The organism is Nocardiopsis algeriensis (assembly GCF_014203695.1).
In the GTDB taxonomy this organism is placed as follows: Bacteria; Actinomycetota; Actinomycetes; order Streptosporangiales; family Streptosporangiaceae; genus Nocardiopsis; species Nocardiopsis algeriensis.
Window position 1 is genome coordinate 63,498 of the sequence record NZ_JACHJO010000007.1, and the last position, 20,312, is coordinate 83,809.

At 68.5% G+C, this 20,312-nt stretch carries 20 protein-coding genes and 1 pseudogene; 6 read left to right on the forward strand and 15 right to left on the reverse strand.

Annotated elements, in window-relative coordinates; genetic code table 11:
• Positions 1-401: 401 nt before the first annotated feature.
• Together FHS13_RS12400 and FHS13_RS12405 are read left to right on the forward strand one after the other, a co-directional pair.
• Positions 402-1,505, forward strand: coding sequence for an alginate lyase family protein (locus FHS13_RS12400; protein ID WP_184291743.1), 1,104 nt, complete (start codon positions 402-404; stop codon positions 1,503-1,505).
• A gap of 56 nt (positions 1,506-1,561) precedes the next feature.
• Positions 1,562-3,367, forward strand: coding sequence for a peptidoglycan-binding protein (locus FHS13_RS12405; RefSeq protein ID WP_184291745.1), 1,806 nt, complete (start codon positions 1,562-1,564; stop codon positions 3,365-3,367).
• 203 nt (positions 3,368-3,570) lie between these two features.
• Here the strand turns inward: FHS13_RS12405 and FHS13_RS12410 are convergent, their stop codons facing one another.
• From FHS13_RS12410 to FHS13_RS12430, 5 genes are all read right to left on the reverse strand, one after another.
• The gene (locus tag FHS13_RS12410; RefSeq protein WP_184291747.1) at positions 3,571-4,293 is read right to left on the reverse strand and encodes a polyamine aminopropyltransferase; all 723 of its coding nucleotides are present in this window, start codon (positions 4,291-4,293) and stop codon (positions 3,571-3,573) included.
• A 152-nt stretch (positions 4,294-4,445) separates the two neighbouring features.
• Positions 4,446-6,224, reverse strand: a complete 1,779-nt coding sequence (locus FHS13_RS12415; RefSeq protein ID WP_184291749.1) for a SpoIIE family protein phosphatase — start codon at positions 6,222-6,224, stop codon at positions 4,446-4,448.
• A complete protein-coding gene (locus tag FHS13_RS12420; RefSeq protein WP_184291751.1) occupies positions 6,221-7,813 on the reverse strand; it encodes a DNRLRE domain-containing protein in 1,593 nt (530 codons plus the stop codon). Before FHS13_RS12420 ends, FHS13_RS12415 begins: the two co-directional genes overlap by 4 nt.
• A gap of 940 nt (positions 7,814-8,753) precedes the next feature.
• Positions 8,754-9,158, reverse strand: a complete 405-nt coding sequence (locus tag FHS13_RS12425; RefSeq protein ID WP_184291753.1) for a hypothetical protein — start codon at positions 9,156-9,158, stop codon at positions 8,754-8,756.
• A 121-nt stretch (positions 9,159-9,279) separates the two neighbouring features.
• A complete protein-coding gene (locus tag FHS13_RS12430; protein WP_184291755.1) occupies positions 9,280-9,837 on the reverse strand; it encodes an ATP-binding protein in 558 nt (185 codons plus the stop codon).
• Between the two features lie 218 nt (positions 9,838-10,055).
• Here FHS13_RS12430 and FHS13_RS12435 point away from each other — a divergent pair, with 218 nt between their 5' ends.
• Positions 10,056-10,931, forward strand: a complete 876-nt coding sequence (locus tag FHS13_RS12435; protein ID WP_184291757.1) for a helix-turn-helix domain-containing protein — start codon at positions 10,056-10,058, stop codon at positions 10,929-10,931.
• Positions 10,915-11,157 carry a DUF397 domain-containing protein gene (locus FHS13_RS12440; protein WP_184291759.1) on the forward strand — a complete coding sequence of 81 codons (243 nt, stop codon included), beginning with the start codon at positions 10,915-10,917 and terminating at the stop codon, positions 11,155-11,157. Before FHS13_RS12435 ends, FHS13_RS12440 begins: the two co-directional genes overlap by 17 nt.
• Positions 11,158-11,532: 375 nt before the next feature.
• Here the strand turns inward: FHS13_RS12440 and FHS13_RS21475 are convergent, their stop codons facing one another.
• Positions 11,533-11,787, reverse strand: coding sequence for a pentapeptide repeat-containing protein (locus FHS13_RS21475; RefSeq protein WP_246405257.1), 255 nt, complete (start codon positions 11,785-11,787; stop codon positions 11,533-11,535).
• Between the two features lie 47 nt (positions 11,788-11,834).
• Positions 11,835-12,689 carry an IS3 family transposase gene (locus FHS13_RS12450; protein WP_343065021.1) on the reverse strand — a complete coding sequence of 285 codons (855 nt, stop codon included), beginning with the start codon at positions 12,687-12,689 and terminating at the stop codon, positions 11,835-11,837.
• A 168-nt stretch (positions 12,690-12,857) separates the two neighbouring features.
• Between FHS13_RS12450 and FHS13_RS12455 the strand changes: the two genes are divergently transcribed.
• Positions 12,858-13,679: a transposase family protein gene (locus tag FHS13_RS12455; RefSeq protein WP_184291763.1), complete on the forward strand. Its 822-nt coding sequence runs from the start codon at positions 12,858-12,860 to the stop codon at positions 13,677-13,679.
• 179 nt (positions 13,680-13,858) lie between these two features.
• Here FHS13_RS12455 and FHS13_RS21165 read toward each other — a convergent pair whose 3' ends face one another.
• From FHS13_RS21165 to FHS13_RS21485, 4 genes are all read right to left on the reverse strand, one after another.
• On the reverse strand, positions 13,859-14,281 hold the full coding sequence (locus tag FHS13_RS21165; protein WP_221442839.1) for a transposase: 423 nt from the start codon (positions 14,279-14,281) through the stop codon (positions 13,859-13,861).
• A gap of 52 nt (positions 14,282-14,333) precedes the next feature.
• Complete coding sequence (locus FHS13_RS12465; protein WP_221442840.1) at positions 14,334-14,681, reverse strand: protein kinase domain-containing protein; 348 nt, start codon at positions 14,679-14,681, stop codon at positions 14,334-14,336.
• A 331-nt stretch (positions 14,682-15,012) separates the two neighbouring features.
• Positions 15,013-15,303 carry a hypothetical protein gene (locus FHS13_RS21480; RefSeq protein WP_343065004.1) on the reverse strand — a complete coding sequence of 97 codons (291 nt, stop codon included), beginning with the start codon at positions 15,301-15,303 and terminating at the stop codon, positions 15,013-15,015.
• Between the two features lie 59 nt (positions 15,304-15,362).
• Positions 15,363-15,785: a hypothetical protein gene (locus FHS13_RS21485; protein WP_246405260.1), complete on the reverse strand. Its 423-nt coding sequence runs from the start codon at positions 15,783-15,785 to the stop codon at positions 15,363-15,365.
• A 39-nt stretch (positions 15,786-15,824) separates the two neighbouring features.
• Here FHS13_RS21485 and FHS13_RS12475 point away from each other — a divergent pair.
• Positions 15,825-16,909 (forward strand): annotated as a pseudogene (locus FHS13_RS12475) (DUF3387 domain-containing protein).
• Positions 16,910-17,185: 276 nt separating this feature from the next.
• Here FHS13_RS12475 and FHS13_RS12480 read toward each other — a convergent pair.
• The 4 genes from FHS13_RS12480 to FHS13_RS12495 are packed head-to-tail and all read right to left on the reverse strand — an operon-like array spanning position 17,186 to position 20,221.
• Positions 17,186-17,995, reverse strand: coding sequence for a PhzF family phenazine biosynthesis protein (locus tag FHS13_RS12480; RefSeq protein WP_184291766.1), 810 nt, complete (start codon positions 17,993-17,995; stop codon positions 17,186-17,188).
• On the reverse strand, positions 17,995-18,882 hold the full coding sequence (locus FHS13_RS12485; protein ID WP_184291768.1) for an LLM class flavin-dependent oxidoreductase: 888 nt from the start codon (positions 18,880-18,882) through the stop codon (positions 17,995-17,997). The genes FHS13_RS12480 and FHS13_RS12485 overlap by 1 nt, the downstream gene beginning before the upstream one ends.
• Complete coding sequence (locus FHS13_RS12490) at positions 18,879-19,751, reverse strand: L-tyrosine 3-hydroxylase (RefSeq protein WP_184291770.1); 873 nt, start codon at positions 19,749-19,751, stop codon at positions 18,879-18,881. Before FHS13_RS12490 ends, FHS13_RS12485 begins: the two co-directional genes overlap by 4 nt.
• Complete coding sequence (locus FHS13_RS12495; protein WP_184291772.1) at positions 19,748-20,221, reverse strand: VOC family protein; 474 nt, start codon at positions 20,219-20,221, stop codon at positions 19,748-19,750. The genes FHS13_RS12490 and FHS13_RS12495 overlap by 4 nt, the downstream gene beginning before the upstream one ends.
• Between the last annotated feature and the right edge of the window lie 91 nt (positions 20,222-20,312).

Genomic DNA, 20,312 nt, shown 5'->3' on the forward strand with positions numbered 1-20,312 from the left:
CACGGACAGTCACCGCTCTGCACTCTGAACGACAGGGTCCCGGCCCTCGTCCGGGACCCTGCGCGCCGCCCGAATGCGCCGACCGACGCGACGCTCCGGCGCAGGCCGCCCCTACCGGTCCCCCCGAAACGGCCCCGTCGCGGGCACCTCGCCAGGCCGCTGCTCCCCCCGGCTTCGCCAGCCTTCCGCATCCTGACACAGGGGCAGCGTCCTATTTATTTCGAAGAGGAAATTGCCATCTCCCCTGACCGGAATGAAGCGCAATCAATTTGACATTGAACATCAAAACGAAACACTTGTGACCTTAGGTCCTGATTGTCCCGAGGATCCCCCTACGCCACTGCGTGTTGGCGGGCTTTGTCGTGCCCTGCCTGCGCCGTGCCCCCGCTGAGAGGATGATCATGCCCTCCGATCCGGTCACGAGCCGTAGATCGTTTCTTCAATACGCCGCGCTCGTCGGCGCCGGTGCGAGTGCCGCGAGCCTCATGGATCCGTTCGCGGCGGTACCGGCCCACGCCGCAACCTTCTCGCACCCCGGCCTGCTGCACACCGATGCGACGCTCACGGACATGGCCGCCGAAGCAGGCGGCGGTCAGGACCCCTGGTCGTCCGGCTGGGACGCCCTGCTGGCGGACGAACGTTCCCAGGTCGGCTGGTCGGCCGACCCCGTGGCCGACCTGAACACCGGTGGACCCGAGGAGAACTACGGCCGTCTGCTCGACGACGCACACGCCGCCTACCAGAACGCACTGGTGGGAAGGCTGACCGGCGACACCGCGCACGCGGACACCGCAGCGGACATCCTCAACACGTGGTCGGAAACGCTGGCCTCGGTCTCCGGTGACCCGCTGATCGGGCAGACCTCCGGTATCTACGGCTTCGTGCTGGCGAACGCCGCCGAACTCGTCCGGGACCACACGGGATTCGACAAGGACCGGTTCGCCGCGATGCTGACCGATGTCCTCCGCCCGGTGAGCGACGCGTACCTGACCGCGGGTCCCGATACCTGCGCGAGTGCCTACGGCTCCAACTGGGAGCTGTCCCACATCGCCTCGGTGCTGGCGATCGGCATCTTCTGCGACGACACCACCCAGGCGGAGCGGGCGACCGCGCTCGTCGCCGACACGCCCCGCCTCATGAACTCCGTCCCCTACGTGTGGGACGGGGGCGCCTCGGACCGGCACTCGCTCACCGGCCTCGGCCTGCTCGCGGCTGTCTGCGAGATGGCCTGGAGCCAGGGCACCGACCTCTACGCGAGTCACGGCAACCGTCTGCTCTCGGCAGCCGAGGAAATCGCCCGGTACGAGATCGCGGTTTCGGAGGTCCCGCCCCTGGGCGTCTGGGGTACCTCGGCGACCAGTCCCGCATGGGCTCTCATCCACAACCACTACGTGACACGCAAGGGGATGTCCGCCCCCAACACGGCCGAGCTCGCCGACCGGGCCCGTGCCGAGGGCGGCGGCTTCGACCAGTTGGGCCTCGGCGAGCTCGCCTACTCCCTGTAGCGGCACCGACCGCCCGTTCCCGCTCATCGGCCAGTCGAGAGAAAGAATCCCCCTCCATGAAGTTCGTCACCAAGGCCATGTGGGGCGGCCGCCCCTATCAGCCCAACGGCGATGCCCCCATCACCTCCAACCGGGGCGTGAAGATCCACTACCTCGGATCGCTCTACGAACTCGTCAACCACAGCCACTGCGCGGCGAAGGTCCGCTCCGTCCAGAACGAGCACATGAACGGGCGCGGCTACGCCGACATCGGGTACAGCCTGGTCGTGTGCCGGCACGGCTACGTGTTCGAGGGCCGCGGGAAGAACCGGCAGTGTGCCGCGAACGGCAACCAGAGCCTGAACCGCAACCACTACGCGATCCTCGGAATGGTCGGCACCGAGCCCAGCTGGTGGCAGAAGATCTATCGGGACTACTGGAACTACAACCCGACCGCCGAGATGAAGCAGGGTATCCGCGACGCCATCGCCTACCTCAGGCACTACGGCGGCGCCGGCTCGGAGATCCTCGGCCACAAGGACGGCTACGCCACCGCGTGCCCGGGCCCGGCCCTGTACAACATGGTCCGCAGCGGAGAACTCGAGCCGGGCAGCAACAGCGGCCCCATGGAGTACGTCACCGGCATCGGCGAGACCCTCGGTTCTGTGGCCGCCAAGTTCAACATCCCCTGGTCGGCCCTGGCCAGCGCGAACAACCTGCCCCTGATCGTCCTCGAGAGTTACACGTTCGGACCGGGCGTCACTCTCATCATCCCGGCCCTCAGCTCGGGCCTGGACCCCCATGGCGGCAGCAGCGGCCCCATCGGCGACTACGTTCCCTTCCCCGGTACGGAATGGTTCCAGGGACGGCCGAACAGCCGGATCGTCATGGCCATGGGCGTACGGCTCGTCCAAGAGGGCTGCAACCCCTACCGCGTGGGTCCCGGAAACCAGTGGTCCGACGTCGACCGCGACGCGTACGCGATGTGGCAGCGCAAGCTCGGCTTCTCCGGGGCGGACGCCGACGGCTGGCCCGGCCGCACCTCCTGGGACCGGCTCAGGGTGCCCGCCGAAGGCGGTGTCTCGGCCGGCGCCCCCGGTTACGAGCCGTTCCCGGGAGCCGACTTCTTCCGCTCCAACCCGGACAGCCCGATCGTGACGGCGATGGGCGTCCGACTGGTCGCCGAGGGGTGCAGTGCGTACCTGTCGGGCCCGGGACCGCGGTGGAGCGAGGCGGACCGCGCCTCCTACGCCAACTGGCAGGAGAAGCTGGGCTTCTCCGGGGCGGACGCCGACGGCTGGCCCGGCCAGGCCTCCTGGGACCGGTTGAAGGTCCCGCGCCAGGGTTCGGGGCCCTACGAGCAGGGAGGTGCCTCCGGTAGCACCTACGAGCCCTTCCCCGGTGCCGACTGGTTCACCGCGAGCCCCAACAGCTCGATCGTCACCGAGATGGGCCGCCGCCTCATCACCGAGGGCTGCGGCAAGTACACCTCCGGTGCCGGCCCCCAGTGGACGGAAGCCGACCGCGAGTCCTACGCCGCCTGGCAGCGCAAGCTCGGATTCAGCGGGGCGGACGCCGACGGCTGGCCCGGAAAGACCTCCTGGGACCAGCTCCGGGTGCCCCGGTACTCGACCGCGTACGAGCCCTACCCAGGGGCGGACTGGTTCCGTTCCAACCCCAGCAGTGCGATCGTGACCAACATGGGTCGGCGCCTGGTGGCCGAGGGATGCGGGACGTACCAGTTCGGTCCCGGTCCGCAGTGGTCCGAGGCGGACCGCACCTCCTATGCCAAGTGGCAGGAGAAGCTGGGGTACTCCGGCGCGGACGCCGACGGCTGGCCCGGCAAGAGCACGTGGGACCAACTCCGCGTTCCCAAGAGCTGACGCGCTCTCCAAGACGGGCCTGCGACCGGAACACCGTTCCGGCCGCGGGCCCTGCCGTTCTCGAACGCCGGAGCAGCAGCGTCACCCCTCGCGCTGCTCCGGCAGGGGCTCGCAGCATCATGTGTGAGCGCCCGAGGTCAGGGCACCGCCGAACAGCGGAGCTCGGCGGCACCGGGCATCCCCTCTGGAAGGAGGCCGCGGCGCTACTGCGCCGCCGTCGCGATGTAGACGGTATTGGACGAGTCGCGCTCCTGAAGCGGGTTGGGGAAACTGACCACCTCCGCCCGCGCCCGGGCGAACACCTCCTCCAGCAGGCCGGTGAACTCCTCGTCGGGGGCGTCGTCGGACCACAGGGCGAAGACCCCTCCCGGCAGGAGGAGGTCGTCCCTCAGCCGCCGCAGCCCCTCGGCCGTGTACAGGCCGGCGTGGGCGGGGTGGAGCACATGGCGCGGAGAGTGGTCGATGTCGACGATCACGGCGTGGAACGGCTCCGGTCCCAGGTCCGGTGCGGGCCCCGAGCCCGCGCCGACCGCGGCGAAGAAGTCCCCGTGCGCCAAGCGGCAGCGGGGGTCTCGGACCAGGTCCCGCCCCGAGGGGATCAGCCCTTGGCAGTGCCAGTCGATGACCTCCGCCAGTGCCTCCGCCACCACGAGGGTGCCGACCGCCTCGCTCTCCAGCACCGTGTGCGCGGTGTATCCCAGGCCCAGGCCGCCCACGGCCACCCGCAGGTCCGTCCCGTCCAGCTCGGCCAGGGCGAGCCGGGCCATCTCGACCTCGGCGGCGGTGAACAGGCTCGACATCAGGAATTCGTCGTCGAGCTTGATCTCGTGCACCTCGGTGCGGAAGAAGGGGTCGTAGCGGCGGCGCAGGCTGAGTTCCCCCAGAGGGGTGGGCCGCCAGTCGAGCTCCTGGAAGCGGGCGCTCATCGTCGTCTCCTGCTCATGTGGCGGGCGGTTGCCGTGTCCTCCCGGGCCGCGCGGCGGAGGCCGGCGGTGGGACCGGGGCGGCGGGGTGTCCGGGTGGCGGTCCCCGCTCCCCCACCGTAGCGGGAGACGGACCTGTCGGCCGCCGGATCCGCTCAGCCGGGTCTCCGGTCCGCGAGGCGTACCGCGAGCATGACGATGTCGTCGTCGTGCGCGTCCCCGGCGACCTCGTCGGCGATGCCGCCCAGCAGGGCGGGCAGCGGTCTGCGTACGCCGGCCGCGAGCATCTGCGCGACGCGGCCCACGGCCGCGTCCATGCTGTGGCCCCGGTGCTCGACCAGGCCGTCGGTGAACATCAGCAGGGTGCTCCCCGCCTCCAGCATCATCCGGTGGTCGGTGCGCGGCTCGTCGGGCAGGTCGGGGTGGATGAAGAGGTCGTGCTCCTCCAGCCGGTACACCCGTCTCGACGGGGAGACGACCAGGGGCGGCATGTGGCCGGCGTTGGACCAGGTCATCAGCCATCCACCGCGGTGCGCCCTGAGGTGGACGTGCACGATCGTGCCGCTGGCGCCGACGCCCAGGGCCCGGTTGGCCCGTTCGAAGGCTGTGAGCGCCTGTGCGGGCCCCCCGTCAGGGTGGTCCCTGCTGGCCTGGCGCAGCATGCTGCGCACCTGCCCCATGAGCGCGGCCGCGTGGATGTCGTGGCCGGTGATGTCGCCGACGGTGAAGACCACCGTGCCGTTCGGGTCGCGGGACAGGGCGTGGGCGTCGTACCAGTCACCGCCGACCATCTCGTCCTGGGCGGCGGGACGGTAGAGCACCTCCACCTCCAGGCCCCCGACGTCGGGGAGCTCGGTCAGCATGGCCTGCTGCATCGACCGAGCGGCCTGCACCCGCCGGTTCACGAACGCCGCCCGCTGCACGGCTCGGGCGGTGTACTCGGCCAGGGAGCGGAGGAGCGCGCGTTCCACGACGTCCATCCGGCGCTCGGTCCTCCAGCCGAGCACGAGCACACCCACGGCCTCGGCATCCCCCGGCAGGGGGATGCACGCCAGGCTGCGTACTCCGGTCTGCGCGAACGCCTCCCGTACCTCGGGGCTCTGCTCCGCGATCTCGGCCGGGCCGAGCACCTCCACGACGGTGCCGGTGCGGACCGCCAGGGCCGGGGGCCAGGCGCTGTCCAGGCGGAACTCCGTGTACAGGGCGCCCACGAGCTGGGGGTCGGCGGCGTCGACGACGCGGCGCAGTATGCCGTCCTCTCGCAGGAGCAGTTCCACGTAGACGGGGTCGAGGTCGTCGGTGATCAGTTTTCTGACGCTGCGCCGCACCTGGACCGGGTCGGCGGCCCCCGCCAGGTCGTCGGCGGTGCGCAGGAGGGTCCGGGAGCGCTCCAGTGCGCTCCGGGCCCGCAGCCGGGCCTCCCTGCTCTGGTTGGTGAGGATGCGCAGCCGCAGTTCGGCGCTGCACACCTGGGCCAGGTCGTCCAGTGCGTCCCGTTCCTCCTTGCTCCAGGCGCGCGAGGCGCGGCCGACCGCGATGAGGAAGCCCAGGACGTGTCCTTCCCCGTCGGTGAGCGGTGCTCCCGTGCAGGAGGCCGTTCCGCTCTCGCGGGCCGAGCGGCACATGCGGGCGAGGACGGCCCGGCCGGTCTCCTCGTCCATCGGGGCGCCCGAGTTGGCCTCGCGGGGCAGCGGTATCCGCCGGGAGGAGGCCCACGGTTCCTTCAGCCCCACCGCTCCGGGGACGATCTGGCCGTGGCCTTCTACGACCGAGACGAGCGCCGCCGGGACTCCGAGCAGGCGTGCGGCGAGGCGGGCGAACCGCTCCATGGCCTCGTCCGGTTCCGCGCCCAGTCCGATGTGCGCGGGCAGGAGCCGTTCCTGCTCCTCGGAGGGCAGGTCCGAACCGGTCCAGAGCATGTTGTCGTCGTTCATTCGCTCCGCCACTCCAGCCTTCCCGGTAGACGAGGGGGCTCAGCGCCCAGCCTAGGGAGGGAAGGCCCGTGACCTGCGTAAGCGACGGGGTGTGGCGGACAGGTGCCCGTGTTCGGGGCAGCACCGCACCTGGGGTGCGGTGGTCGGCGGCGGCCCGGTCCCCCGTGTGGTGCCCACCCACACGGGGGGATCCGGACCGCCGCGGTCTCCGTCGGCAGGGCCCCGCCCGGCCCTGCCGTACGGACGTTCCCGGTGTCGGCGGCGGACGGACCTTCCTCTCGGGTGCCGCGCTGCCGCCGCTGTCGGCCCAGTGCCCTGCTCGGCCGTTGCGGCGTGCTGCGGCTCCCCGGCCGGCCGTCCTCGAAGCGTCGCTCACCTCGACGTTCCGGGATCGGCTCACCCGCATCCCCTCGGGTTGCCGCCGGTGCGCTCCTTCGCCCTGCCGAAGGCCGCACCGGGAGGAGACGGTGACGTCGCCGTTCCACCGGTGTCGTGTGGTCAGGGCAGCGTTGCGCGGTGCCCGACCGGGAAGGTGCCGGAGGGCCGCGGGGCCTGTGCGGCACGTCCCCGTCCTGCTGCCGGCCGTGCTCCGGAGCGGTCGGGCTGCCGGTCCGATCCCACCTTGTCGAACGGGCCTGCCCACCTCCGTTCCGGTGCGGGTCGGCGGGGGCCGGGGGGCGGATGTGGACGTTCTCGGTCCCGGTGAACCCAGGGGCGGTGCCCCGGCGGGGAGGGGTCGTCGCAGGCTGGGCCGGGGTCCGGTCTGCAGGGCCTGCGGTGGCGAGCTCCTGGGGTCGGTCGGCGACCTGTCGGGGGGCGTCGGAGGATTCGGCGGACGCGCCGGGGTCCGGGGCCGGAGCCGTTCCGGGCTCGATCACCAGTACCGGTCCGGTGTCTCCGGCGCCGAAGCGGCGCCAGCCCGCGCTTCCGGACTCGTCGCGTTCCTTGAGCCGCAGGTGGAGGAAGGACTCGCCCTCTGCCGCGGCCTGCCGGTAGGCCTCGGTCACGTCGAACTCCACCCCGCCGCTCACGGGGCAGGAGGAGCGGCCGCCGCGGACACTGCGGGTGTCGAGCAGGGCGCGTTCGGCCGGCTGGTCGTTCCAGGTGGTGCCGCTGCCGAAGGGTTCGACCTGGTGCAGCTGGACGTGGGCGTCGCTGTGGCAGTCGTAGGACCACACGGTTTCGACGCGCAGCACGGCGGAGTCGACGGGGGCGCCGGCGTCGACCGGGAAGCGGAACAGGGCGCGGCGGGTGTAGACGCGGTCCCAGGCGAGGCGGCCCGTGCCCACGCTGGCGGACTCGGTGCCGTCGTAGGCCTTGTCGGGGAAGGCGCGGTCCACGTAGGTCCAGGAGTCGCTGCCGATCTCGACCGCTTCGCCGTCCGCGTGCGCGGGGCCGGGCCGGTCGTCGGCCGGGGTCGTTCCCGCACCGTTCCCCGGGTGCTGCCCGTGAGGGCTCTCGGCGGCCGCGATGGGAGCGCCGGCCGAGGGGGGCTCCTCGGCTGCCGCGACGGGGGCAGCCGCCCACAGCGCCAGGGCCAGGGCCGAAGCTGCACAAGCCGCCGTCGCACGGGTCAGGGAACGACGCATGACGGGGGGTGCCTGTCCATTTCCGCAAAAGGAATTCGAGCGGGGCTTTTTCGCCCCGCAGCGACTCCAGGGAATTTACCAATTCCCCTGGCACACCACAAACCACGTTGACATAGGCGCGGACCGAAACCACGGTTATCCCCACCGGAAACAGACTGCCCTGGGAAGCCCGCGGCACCTGGTCGAACACGCCGACGCCCCGGCCCTCCACATGTGCCGGACACCAAACATCGGTTCCCGCCGGACCGAAAGCATGCGCAAAGGAAAAGAAAGCCGTCATTCCTCCGCGCGCACAGTTCTTCCTCCTGCTCCGGAAAGACCCCGAAAATTCCACCCGCGCACAAGACTCCGAGGGAATCTCCTCTGGTTCCAGCCCAGAAGCCTCTCCGCCGTCTGCCGAGGCACGGCCCGGCGAGCTGGGCCTTTGCTGGAGACAGCACTTCATGAGGGCGTACCGGCTCCTTCTCCTCCACTTCGCCGATCCCATGCAAGTCCCGACCTAGACGAGAGCCGGGGACTCCCTGTTCCAGGCAGGTTCAGATCTATCCCCGCGTGCGCGGGGAGCAGCTCGACCATCTCTTCTACATACTCGGCCGGCTTGGGTCCATCCCCACGTGCGCGGGGAGCAGTCCACCAATCCCTCGTAGTCGTTCACCGCCACGGGTCCATCCCCGCGTGCACGGGGGGCAGGAGAACACCCAGGTGTCTGAGCAGGACGTCGAGGGTCCATCCCCGTGTGCGCGGGGAGCAGTCTTGCTGACCTGCGCCTTTACCCCGCCAGGATGCCTGATTTTGCAAGTTTGCGAAAAACAGACACCAACAAACAAAAGGAATAAAGCACGACAAGCCCCACAGACTTACCCGCCGACCCGGCCACTGACCAGTCTAAAAGGCTCCACGCCCCCAGAACCTACTCCCCGCCGCAGGCTGCTTTTTCTTGTCAGGCGGCGGCCACCACCCCGGCCCCTCCTGCCACCTGCCTCTGGAAACCACCTCGAACAGCAGACCCCTGAATGTGCGGCCACAGCGCCAACAGGAGGGCATCGATGTCACGGCCTTCGATCAGACCGGTGGGGGTGATGGCCCAGAAGGACTGGGTGGCCTCGCCGTAGTAGACGATCAGGTGCCGGTACTGGCGCTGGAGCGCGGCAGCGTGGGCGTGTTCGCGGGCGTATTCGGCGCGGTGGCCACCCAGGCGGGGCAGCTGCTGGGCGCGTCGGCGCCGGCAGGAGGGGTGGCCGCACACCGGGCAGACGGGCCCGGGGAGGGGGCGGCGCCAGGGCAGCTGGGTGGGCTCGGGCCGGGGGTCGACAGCCGGGCGCGGGGCGGGGATAGGATTCTGCATCAGATCCTCTTTTCCATCCTGTATGTGTGGTTTGGGTTTTGGGGGATTCAGGGCCCGGGAGAAGCGTTGCCGCGCTCTCCTGGGCCCGTCTCATGTCATCGACATGTGCAGCGTGAGCAGCTCAGCTGGTGGTGAGGGTGTTCCAGGAACTTCCGGCCAGGTCGTAGGCCAGGTAGAACCAGACGCTGCGGTACTGGGCGTTGCCGTTGTCACCCCACTCGGAAGCCAGGGCGTCCACCAGAGCCAGCCCCCGCCCGGACTCAGCGCCCAGGTCCAGACCGTCGGGGCTGGGGGCCAGGTGAACATCGCGCTCACACAGCCCGCCCAGGTCACGGCAGGTCAGACGCAGACCTTCGCGGTTGCGCTCGACTTTGAGGACGTAGCTGCCGCCCGGCCGCCCTGAGAGGGAGTGCCGCAGGGCGTTCGTGGCCAGTTCCGAGCCCAGCAGGGTGAACAGGTAGCGGTAGTCGCTGCTCTGGTCGGCGGCGCAGGTGTCCAGGAACGCGCGCACCAGCGGCATCACCGCGGGGGTGCCGGCGAACTCGTAGTGGCGCATCCGGTAACCGGGCCGCTCCGCCCGCCCGGAGAAGTAGTGGCGGTGCGCGGAGCGGATGAAGCACGAGAGCGGGACGGTGGCCTGGCCCAGCTCGGGCATCGGGGCACGGGTGGTCAAAGGCATGGCGTATGCACTCCTTGGCATGCATGAACAGGGGTTGAACAGGCCCGTTGAAGGAGTCTCACGGTTGCCGTGATGCGCGGAACGGGCAAGGCGTAGCCTGACCAGCACAGACTTTGTGTGACCAGATGATTACTTGCTACACCTCAAAGCTAACTAGAAATCGTAGAGTTTTCAAGCGAGATCTCTACTTTCCCAAAAATTTTCGTTAGAGTGCTGCCATGACCCCTCCGAACAGTCCCACTCTTCGCTTGCGCCGCCTGGCAACGATGCTCCGTCAAGCTCGAGAATCAGCTGGCTACACCGCTACCCAGGTTGGCAATCAGCTGAAGTGGAGTTCTGGGAAAGTCTCCAAAATGGAGACAACAGAGACTAAGCGCATCAAAGCAGACGATCTCGACAAGCTGATGGATCTCTACGGGATCATCGATCGAGACAAACGTGCAGCCATGCAGGCGCTCGCAAAGGACGCCCGCCAGCGCGGCTGGTGGTCCAAGTACAAGGAGGTCTTCACGGAGCGGGCCCTACCTGACTTCGAAGCCGAAGCATCCGTGATCCGCACCTTTGAGACACAGATGATCCCAGGTCTGCTGCAAACACCTGCGTACGCTGAGGCCCTGCTGAGAGGAGGACGCTTCACAGACTCCGAGATCCTCAGGAAGAAAGCTGAAGCTCGCATGGCCCGAAGAGAGATCTTGGTCCGGCACAACCCTGCTCGGTTCCGAGCGATCATCGAGGAGAACGCTCTTCGCAGGGAAATCGGCAGCAAGGAGATCCTTAAGGCACAGCTTGGGCATCTGCACCACATGGCACAGATGCCCAACATCGATGTCCAAGTGCTTCCTGCCAACGCCGGCTCTCATGCTGGCTTGTGCGCCCCTTTCACCGTCCTTGAGTTCCCTGACCCTCTAGACCTTCCCATCGTGTATATCGACACAGCCTCCAACGGGCTCTTCCTGGAGGAGCAAGATGAAGTGGAGGCGCACAGTGTTACCTTCAGTGACATCCAAGGTTCAGCCTTGAGCACAGTGCAATCCGCTGATCTCATCACCAGCATCATGAAGTCCCTAGAGAGCCCTCATGACCACCGTCCTTAACTTCCGCAAGAGCAGCTACAGCGGGCACGCCCAGAACTGCGTCGAAGTCGCCCACATCCCCGCCAACTTCCGGAAGAGCAGCTACAGCGCCCAGAACCAGAACTGCGTCGAAGTCGCCGACCTGCCCTGTGGTGCCGCTATCCGCGACTCCAAGCACCCCAACGCCGGACACCTCCCCTTCCCTGCCGACGAGTGGGCCGGCTTCCTCCACGCCGCTCTCCAGTAGCCCCGCACACCAGCAGAGCCCGGTTGTAGTCCCCGTAGACCACGACCGGGCTCTGCCGTCAGAGCATCCTGTCGCCATAACAGCCAGGACCGCAGCGGAAGCGCCGTTCCCACCGATCTGGCACAACCCCACCTGCCCCTGGACAAGGTCCTCGCCACTCCCGACGAGCGGCTGGAACAGTACTTCCGTCACCGTCGGATCCAAGTCGCGAACCATGACCTCGCTCAGCTGGCGCAGTTGTCCCACCGCCACCGTCGTGCCCCGCAGCGACGCCGGCACCGACAAGTCGCACCCCCGCACGTCAGCGCCAGTCACGAAGGTTCCCTGCAGCTCCACACCAAGAGCGCAGTCGTCGAAGACCGCGTTCCGCAGGTCTCACCCCTCGAACACCGCTTCCGCAAAAGAGCAGCCCGCGAACGCCACATCACCCATGGCCCTGACCTGCGCCCAGGTGGCGTAGTCGAACTGACATCCCTCGAAGGGCACGTCCCAGAGCGACACCCGGACCAAGGACACCCCCGTCAGCCGTGCCCCCCTGAACCGGCACCGGTCCAGCACCACGTCCACCAGGCGCTGCGAAGACAGCTCCACCGACCGGAAATCGGTGTTGGCGGCCCTCTCCTCCTCCACGGGGTTCCGGAATGTGTCAAGTCGAATCGGACACGGAGCAGTGATCTCTAAGCAGCTTCCCGCAGGTCAGAAGCGCGCTGTTCAGCAGAGTCCTGCTCGCTGGGCTCGTTGATCCACGCGACCGGGGGAAGACCGGGCAACACAGGCCGGCTGGTGAACCGCTGCGGGTTGGCCGCCCGAAACACCTCGACCGTCTGGGCCCGCTTGTGCTGGATCGCATGCGCGGTACCGATATGGACCGTGAAAGGCGTGTGCAGCCCGATCCCAGAATGGTAATGCTTGAAGTTGTAGTACTCGAAGAAGGACCGACAGAACTGCCGGGCATCCTGCATGGACCCGAACCTGCCGGGAAACACCGGACAGTACTTGAGCGTCTTGAACTGAGCTTCGCTGTAGGGGTTGTCGTTGCTGGTTTTCGGCCGAGAATGCGACTTGGTGATCCCGAGCATGGACAGCAGCTCAGCCACCGACTGCGACGTCATCGCACTGCCGCGGTCGGAATGAATCGTCTCGGCCGCGATCCCTGCGTTGGCGCGGATAGAGTTCTCCATGAACTCTCTGGCGATCTCTCCCGATTCGCTGGAGTGGACCTCCCAGTGCACCACGTACCGGGAGTAGATGTCGATCATGACGTACAGGTCGAAGAACCGCCCCGGCCCAGGACCGCGCAGCTTCGTGATGTCCCAGCTCCACACCTGGTTCGGTACGCGGGCCATCAGCTGCGGTTTCTTCTTGGCCGGATGGCTGGCCTGGGCCCGGCGCTCCCGGGTCTGGCCCTGGGCCCGCAGCAGGCGGTACATCGTGGAGACCGAGCACAGGTAGACGCCCTCGTCCAGCAGTGCGGCCCATACCTGCCGGGGCGCCTTGTCCCGGAACCGCTCGCTGTTGAGCACTGCGATGATGTGTTGGCTCTCAGCGAGGTGATCTCAGCAGCCGGGAAGCAGTAGAAAACCGGCAATAAAGACGAGAAGTGCATCCATGGGTGAATTTCCGTTCCCCTGACACAGACGTGGAGCCCCAGGTAGAAGGCGAGGTGTCGAATCTCCACCGGACCACCTGAAAGGCTCCACGTGGTTCCCTATACTGCCACCCTCGACGTGGACCAGACCACCGTTTGGCACCTTTCAGCCCTGCTGAACGCCGAACGCCAACGCCGCGGCACCCGCACGGGCACCCGCGCCCTGACCTGCTACAAACAGGCAGTTCTGGTCTTGCGGTGGTTTCGCGACGGCACCGCCATCGACGCCCTGGCCAGGGACAACCGCATCTCCCGGGCCACCGGCTACCGCTACGTCGACGAGGGCATCGACGTGCTCGCCGACCAAGCCCCCGACCTGCACCAGGTCCTCGAACACGCCCGCACCACCCCCGACGACCCCCTGATCCTGGACGGAAAACTGTTTCCTTCCGACCGCTGTTCGGAGCCTGGCCCCACCGGCCGAAGCGACCTCTGGTACAGCGGCCACAAACACCGCCACGGCGGCAATATCCAGTTCCTTTCCGATGCCCGAGGAGAACCGCTATGGGTATCCGACGTCGAGCCCGGGTCCACGCCCGACATCACCGCCGCACGCCGGCACGTGTTCCCGCTCATGCACAAGGCCACGGCCGACGGGGTGGTAGTGCTGGCCGACCCCGGCTACGAGGGCGCTGGTGTGGGGGTGCGCACGCCGATCAAACGTCCGCCCGAGGTCGACGAGCATCGCTGGCACGTCGATGACCGGACCTACAACCGGCTGCTACGCGGCCTGCGGTGCATCGGCGAGCGCGCGATGGCGGTCCTGACCGGACGGTGGAGAGTGCTGCGCCACACCACGATGAGCCCGTCCAAAATCGGCGCGATCGTGCAAGCCGCGCTGGCTCTGACCAATATCGAGAAGCAAACTCACTGAGATCACTTCAGCAGGTGAGAGCCGGTTCGGCGGTACGGAACGCGGCGTCTTTTCCGGTGCTTTCGGTGCGGGGGTGCGGTGCCGGTAATGGGTCGAGCGGTTGATTCCTGACAGGCGGCACGAGGCCTTGGTTCCGACAAGCGGTTCAAGCTGGGTGCGGACATCCTGGCGGATCTCGGCTACGAGTTCTCCGAATCCGCGCTCTCGGACACCATTTCCAAGAGCGCGTGTGCTTTTCCCAGGATTTCCATGGCGGCCTCGGTCTGCTGCAGCTTCTTGGACATCCGGGCGTTGGCGCGCTCCAGTCGTGCTTTTTCCTTGCGTAGCTGTTCCAGCTCAGCTTGTTCGGGTGTTTTCTTCTTCGCGGGGGCCGGCTTGCCTGCTGAGGAGGTGGTCAGTTCGCCGGCATCGCGCTGTCGGCGCCACAACTGGATGCTGGAGTCGTAGAGCCCTTCCTGGCGCAGCAGCGCACCCTTCTCACCGGCGGGGGTGCTGTCGTAGGTCTGAAGAATCCGCAGTTTGTAGGCGGGGGTGAAGGTCCGGCGTTTGGGCCGGTCGGTTCGTGGCCCCTCGTCTGCGGCCTGGAGGTCGTGGCTGGTCATCGTCACCGTGGTTGCTACCTGTCCTCGCCCTACTTGTGCTAGTTAGCGAATTTTATCCCCTTGTGTCCCACTTGAGCCTGACACAGAGGGGGCCGTGCTGCCCGACGTGGTCGAGCAGGGTCTGGCCGGGGACGTACTCCATGGCCATCCAGGGACGCTGCGCGTAGGGGTCGGCCGTCAGGAAGCGCGCCACCCGGTTGGTGCCCACAACCGTCCTGGCCATCTCCGCTTCCCGCTCGAAGCGCTTGCGGGCCACGGGGTCCAGGCGGTCGGCACGGATCAACTTGACAGCGACGGGGTCGCCGGCGGGCGAGTAGGCGAGGTAGACCTCGCCCATGCCGCCGGAGCCGAGCTCGCGGTCGACCGTGTACTCACCGATCTGTGAGGGCGTACCGCTCATCGACCCCACGCCATCCCTTCCCTCCTGCTCTGTGCCGTCCTCACCCTAATGGCACTCAGATGCCTACGGGCAAGGCATCTCAACCGGGGGGCCGTCGGAGCATGGCAATCTTCTACTCCGTCTCGAAGAGAGCTCTCTCGAGCCAGGAGTTGAAAGCCGGGTACTTCGCCGAGGAACTCATCCAGATCTCGGTTCCTGTGTCGTCCAGGGACATCCGCCCCGCGTCGTCCAGAGAGACAGTGGCCAGGTCGAGGTTGACGAAGGGCGTGCGGAGCGCCGCCGTGAAGGTGAGGGAATCGTGCTGGATGCTCCCCGGGTGGAACGCGGAGAATCAGAGGTCCAAGTGTTCCCGAAACAGGAGCTTCCAGCCCGTTCCTGCGGACAGGAGCGAGTAGAGCGTGCTCTCCCTGGTCACCTGGATCTCGCTCCGGAACGTGACATCCGATGTCACCAGGCTGATCTCCGGAAGCAGTCCCTCCCTCACTACCTTGAACACCGTGTGAGCGGAGGCGACGTCCATGCGCACGTTGTGTTCGGCACGTGAGGGATCGCGGTAGTCGACAGCACCACCCATCTGGGTGACCAGCAGCCTCTCCCCTGCTCCAGGGATCTCTTCCAGCACCTTGGCCAGGTTGCTGAACGCTCCCATACCCACCCAGCGAAAAGGCCCCTGAGTACTGTTCAGAAGCTCTTCCACGAGGCCACGACGCCTGCGGGCCGGAAAGGAACCGCTGCTGGCACAAGGGGGTCGACGCAGAAGTACCGAGTACCACCGACACTGTGGCCCGACACCACGGTGACGTCTCCCCGCCCCAGTTCGTCCAGGAGGACCCGGGCGAAACGCGCCCTTCCCCCGTAGGGGATGTCTCCGCCGGTCTCGTCGTTGATCAGGACCAAAGAGAGATCCGGGACCACACGTGCTGCTGCGGCGAGCGCGATGGCGTCATCGGGGTCCCCGCCGATGTCCGTGTCGAGCACCATGGGGGTGCGCAGATCGCTCCGGGGCCACAAGCCACCTCGGCGCACCTCCGCGGCAAGGTTCGCGAAAGCGCTGCCGGGCATGCTCTCACCGAGCTCGATGATCGCCTGCTGTTCCTCGCGCAACTCGTCGATGCCGAGGTCATCTGCGGGCTGCTGTCGGGGGTGGGGTGGCGGCGCCTGCTGGAGGTCGAGGACAAGGGCGCGCGGCTGCGGGCCCTGAAGACGGTCGCCGACCACCTCGTCTCGCCCCCGGCCCGGCACAAACCGGAGGACGGGGACGGGAAGTCGCTGTCGGAGCGCTTCCGCGAGAGCGCCACCCGGTTGGAGCGCTACTACCAGCTGTGCTCGATGAGCGCGGAACTGGCCGAGCGGTTCGTGGAGGTGGAGCACTGGCGGCGCGACATCGCTTTCTTCGTGGAGGTGCGCGCCTGGGTGGTCAAGATCGAGGCCGCCGACCGGGAGACGCGCGGGGAGGCCCTGCCCGCCGAGATCAGCCGGTACCTGTCGCAGCTGGCGGCCTCGGCGGTGAACGCCGAGGAGATCACCGACCTGTACGCGGAGGCGGGGTTGGGGCGGCTGAACGTCACCCGGTTCAACGAGGTCCAGTTGCGACGCCTCCAGGAGTCGGAGACGCCCCATCTGGTCGTGGAGGCGCTGCACCGCCTGGCCCAGGAGAAGACGCGCGAGGCCACCCGGCACAACGCGATCAGCCGTGAGTGCTTCACCGAGCGCCTGGAGGCGCTCATGCTGCGCTACATGCGCGAGCAGCTCACCAGCGCCGGGTGCTGGCCGAGCTGTTCGCGCTGGCGCAGGAGGCCATGTCCGAGTTCAGCCGGGGTGAGCGGTTCGACCCGCCGCTCAACTACAAGGAGCTGGCCTTCTACGACGCGGTGTGTGCCGTCGGGAGCACCAAGAGGCTGATGGAGGGCGAGGTGCTCGCCGAGATCGCCCGTGCCCTGGTGCGGGACGTGGAGAGGAACCTGAGCACCGATTGGCTCTCGCGCAAGCCGGTGCGGGCCAAGCTGCGCAACCGGGTGCACCGGCTGCTGGCCAAGTTCGACTACCCGCCCGACCAGGAGAAGAAGGCGATCGAGGACGTCATCCGGCAGATGGAGAAGTTCGCGGGGACCGCGGCGCCCACCGCGGGAGGACGAGCGCGAGCGCCGCGCGGCGGGGCCGGGAGGCCGTCGGGTCCGGCGGGAAGGCGCTCCTGGCCGTGTCCGGCAACGACCCCGGCACCGGTCTGAAGGCCCTGCTGTACGTGTCCGGTCCTCTGCCCCGCTGTGCGGGGACGGCTCCGGCCGTATCGCCGGTCTCGGCCAGGCCGTCGCGGAGTTTCCCCGTGCGGGCAGCGTGCGGCCGGGCCGGGCCCGGAGCGCCCCCTCGGACGCCCCCGCCCTGCCCCGGGCCATCGCCGGAGGCCCCCGCTGCCGCCGCACCCGTGTGCGGCGGCAGCGGAAGAGCTCGGGTCGAGGTGCGAGGGAAGGCGCCCTCGCGGCCGGCCCCAGTTCCGGGCCGCGGGGTCACCACCGGTCCACGGCCCAGACCTTCCCCGCCACCTCCAGGTCGGCGGTGCCGCCGACGACAGAGCCCACGCAGTCGAAGACCGATGCGGTGCCGCGCGCGGTCACCTGGGTCACCACCATGGGCACTCCGTGCGAGGCGGGGTCGAGGCTCAGCACGGCGACCGCGAGGGCACTGGCAGCGGGCAGGCAGCCGGAGTCCTCAGGGAATCCGAACCCGGGTGCGAAGACCCGCGCCGACACGTGCCGGCGGTCGCGGTCCCAGCGGAAGAGCGTGAGATCGGAAAGGCCCGATTCCCGCATCAGCCGCAGGTCGGGGGCGGGGAGGTTCCGCGGGTCCTCGTCGACGCGGACGAGGGTGAACCGGCGCCCGACCCCCGACTCGATCGCCCGGTCGGCGTACCGGGAGACGAGGCCGGGGCCGATCGAGACGCCGTGGTGGACCGCAGGCCCGTGGAACGGCACCCGGACGCGGTGCCCGTCGGTCCAGACCCGTTGGAGGCCGTCGGGGGTGCTCCGCGCCACCGGATCGGAACCGGGCCTCAGCCGGCCGCTCGCGACCAGGTGGGCGGCCACCCCAGCCAGGGAGTGCGTGCCGAAGGGGCTCTCCCCGTCAGGGTGGAAGATCCTGGTCTCGAAGGTGCGTTCCGCGCACGAGGTCACCAGCGCGGTCTCGTGCGCGTCGGTGTCGCGCGCGTGCGCGGCCACCGCCGTCTCGTCCCAGGGCTGCAACCCGTCCGGCACGAGCACGTCCAGCGCGCTCCCCATGCCGGGGGAGGAGCCGAACATGTCGACCCTGGCGCGGGCCATCACGGCCTCCCGCCCAGGTTGTTGCGGGCGAAGTCCAGGACCACCCGTTCGTCACCTTGGTAGGGGTGGTCCGGCCGGGGCCAGTGGACGACGAGGTCGGTGAACCCCAGGGCCTCAAGTGCGCTCGTGGCGTCCTCGTAGGCCGTCAGGGAAGCGGTGACGCCACCCGCCGACGCGTCGGCCACGAACAGCCGGCGCACGTCCGCGGGGTCGCGCCCCTCGCGCTCGCAGGCCGAGTCGAGGCGGCTCATCTGCTTCCGGAGCACCGGGACGATCTCGCGCAGAGGACGCGAGTGGAAATCGTTCGGTGGTCCGCTGGTGACCCAGTACCGCCCGAACCGGGCGGTGAGCGCCATGCCCCGCGGACCGGCCGCCGCGATGGCGAAGGGCAGGCGGGGCCGCTGCCCGGCCCGCGGGTGGAAGGTCGCCCCGCTCACCGTGTACCAGTGCGAGGTCCGATCCAGGTCCCCTCCGGTCAGCAGCGCGTCGAGCAGGCCGACGAACTCCTCGAACCGCTCGGCCCGCTCGCGCGGGGAGAGTTCGGGCCGGCCCAGGAGGGCCGCGTCGAACCCGGGGGCGCCCGACCCCAACCCGCAGACGAGGCGGCCCCCGGCGATGTCGTCGAGTGTCGCCAGGTCTTTGGCGAAGACCGCGGGGTGACGGAAGTTCGGCGTCGCCACCAGTGTCCCGAGCCCGATGGTGCCGGTGACGGTGGCCGCCGCGGCCAGGGTGGGCACCGAGCCGTACCACGGACGGTCCGCGAACCAGCGCCACATCAGATGGTCGTAGGTCCACGCGTGGTGGTACCCGATCTCCTCGGCGGCGCGCCACCTCTCCGCGGCGACCTTCCACTCGTGCTCGGGCAGCAGTACGATGCCGTGCTTCATAGGTGGGCTTCCTCCAGCGGGCTCTCCGTGCCGACCGAGAGCAGGGCGGCCCGATGCGAGAGGCGGAGCACGCTCACGGCCAGGTGCTCCAGCGCGTCGCCCGACGACTCCGGAACGACCGGGTGATGCTCTCCTTCGACCTGGGGGTACAGGCCGTTGCGGGCGAGGTCGGCGGCGATCCCCGCGATCCGCGAGTTCAGCTGGCGGATGAGGGCGGAGCGGCCGACCGGGCGCCGGACGGTCATGAAGAAGTTGTCGAACAGGTCCTCCGCCTCCCCCGACACGCCGGTTCCGCCAGGGTGCTGCTGGAGCAGTGACTGCCCGTCCGGAACGAGGTGGTCGGCGATACGGGCGTGCATCGCGTGGTTGAAGGCGATCGCCTCGCGCAGGGCCTTGCACGAGGGGTCCGACTGCCAGGGGAACCTCGCCCGGAAGAGCGGGCGGAGCGGACGGTAGTCGGAGGCCCAGGCCCCGCTGAAGGCGGGATGCTGGAGCGCCATGCGCACGCGGATGTGCGTGTGGTAGTGCTCGCGGGGGACGGTGGCGGAGTAGAGCAGCATCGCGCTGTACCCGTCCACGCACGCCGCCATAGCCTCGCGTTCGCGGTGCGTCGGCGCCCTGTGGGTGCTGCGTTCGAGAGCGTCGCCCAGCAGCCTCCACAGGAGGAACGAGACCTGGTGCCCCGTTATCCACCGGTACCAGAAAAGGCCGGTCCCGTCCTCGCAGGCGGGGCCGAACAGGTCGTACTCCTCCCCCGCGAGAGCACCGACGGCAGCGGGGGCGCCGTCGTCCTCGCCGTAGCCGTGTCCGGTCGGGGGTAGGAAGAGCATCCGCGGCAGGAAGGCTCCCTGTTCGTCCGGTGCTCTCATGTCTTCCTCTTCGGAAAGTGGATGAACTCGATCTCGAGCCCGTTCGGATCGAGTACGTAGAGGCTCTGCATCCCGTCCGAGTCGACCACGATCTCCGACGGGGGCTCGTCCCGGTTCCAGCGGATCCCCGTGTCGGACTCACGGACCCGCAGCCAGCGCTCCCGCAGTTCCACGAGATGCGCCGGCTCGTCCACCTCGATCCCCACGTGCTGGAACTGGAAGTCCAGGGGCGGCGGTCCGCTCCGCGAGTGATCGCTCCGGTCGAAGACGTGGAACCGAACCTCCCCCGCCTTCAGTTCCACCAGCTTCCTGATCCCGGGGAGTCGTTCGAGGGTGAGCGAGGAGAACGTGTCGATTTCCCATTCCACGGTGACACCCAGGAAATCCTCGTACCAACGGATCGTCGAGTCGACGTCATCGGTCTGGATGGCTATGTGGTTGAACTTCGGTGCAATTTCGCTTCCGTTCATGAAGCTCCCATGGTCGGAGATGCTCCCGTCTCATATTCGACGAGCCCAACCGGGTCGGCAATCAGAAGATATTCAGAGGACCTCAAACTTT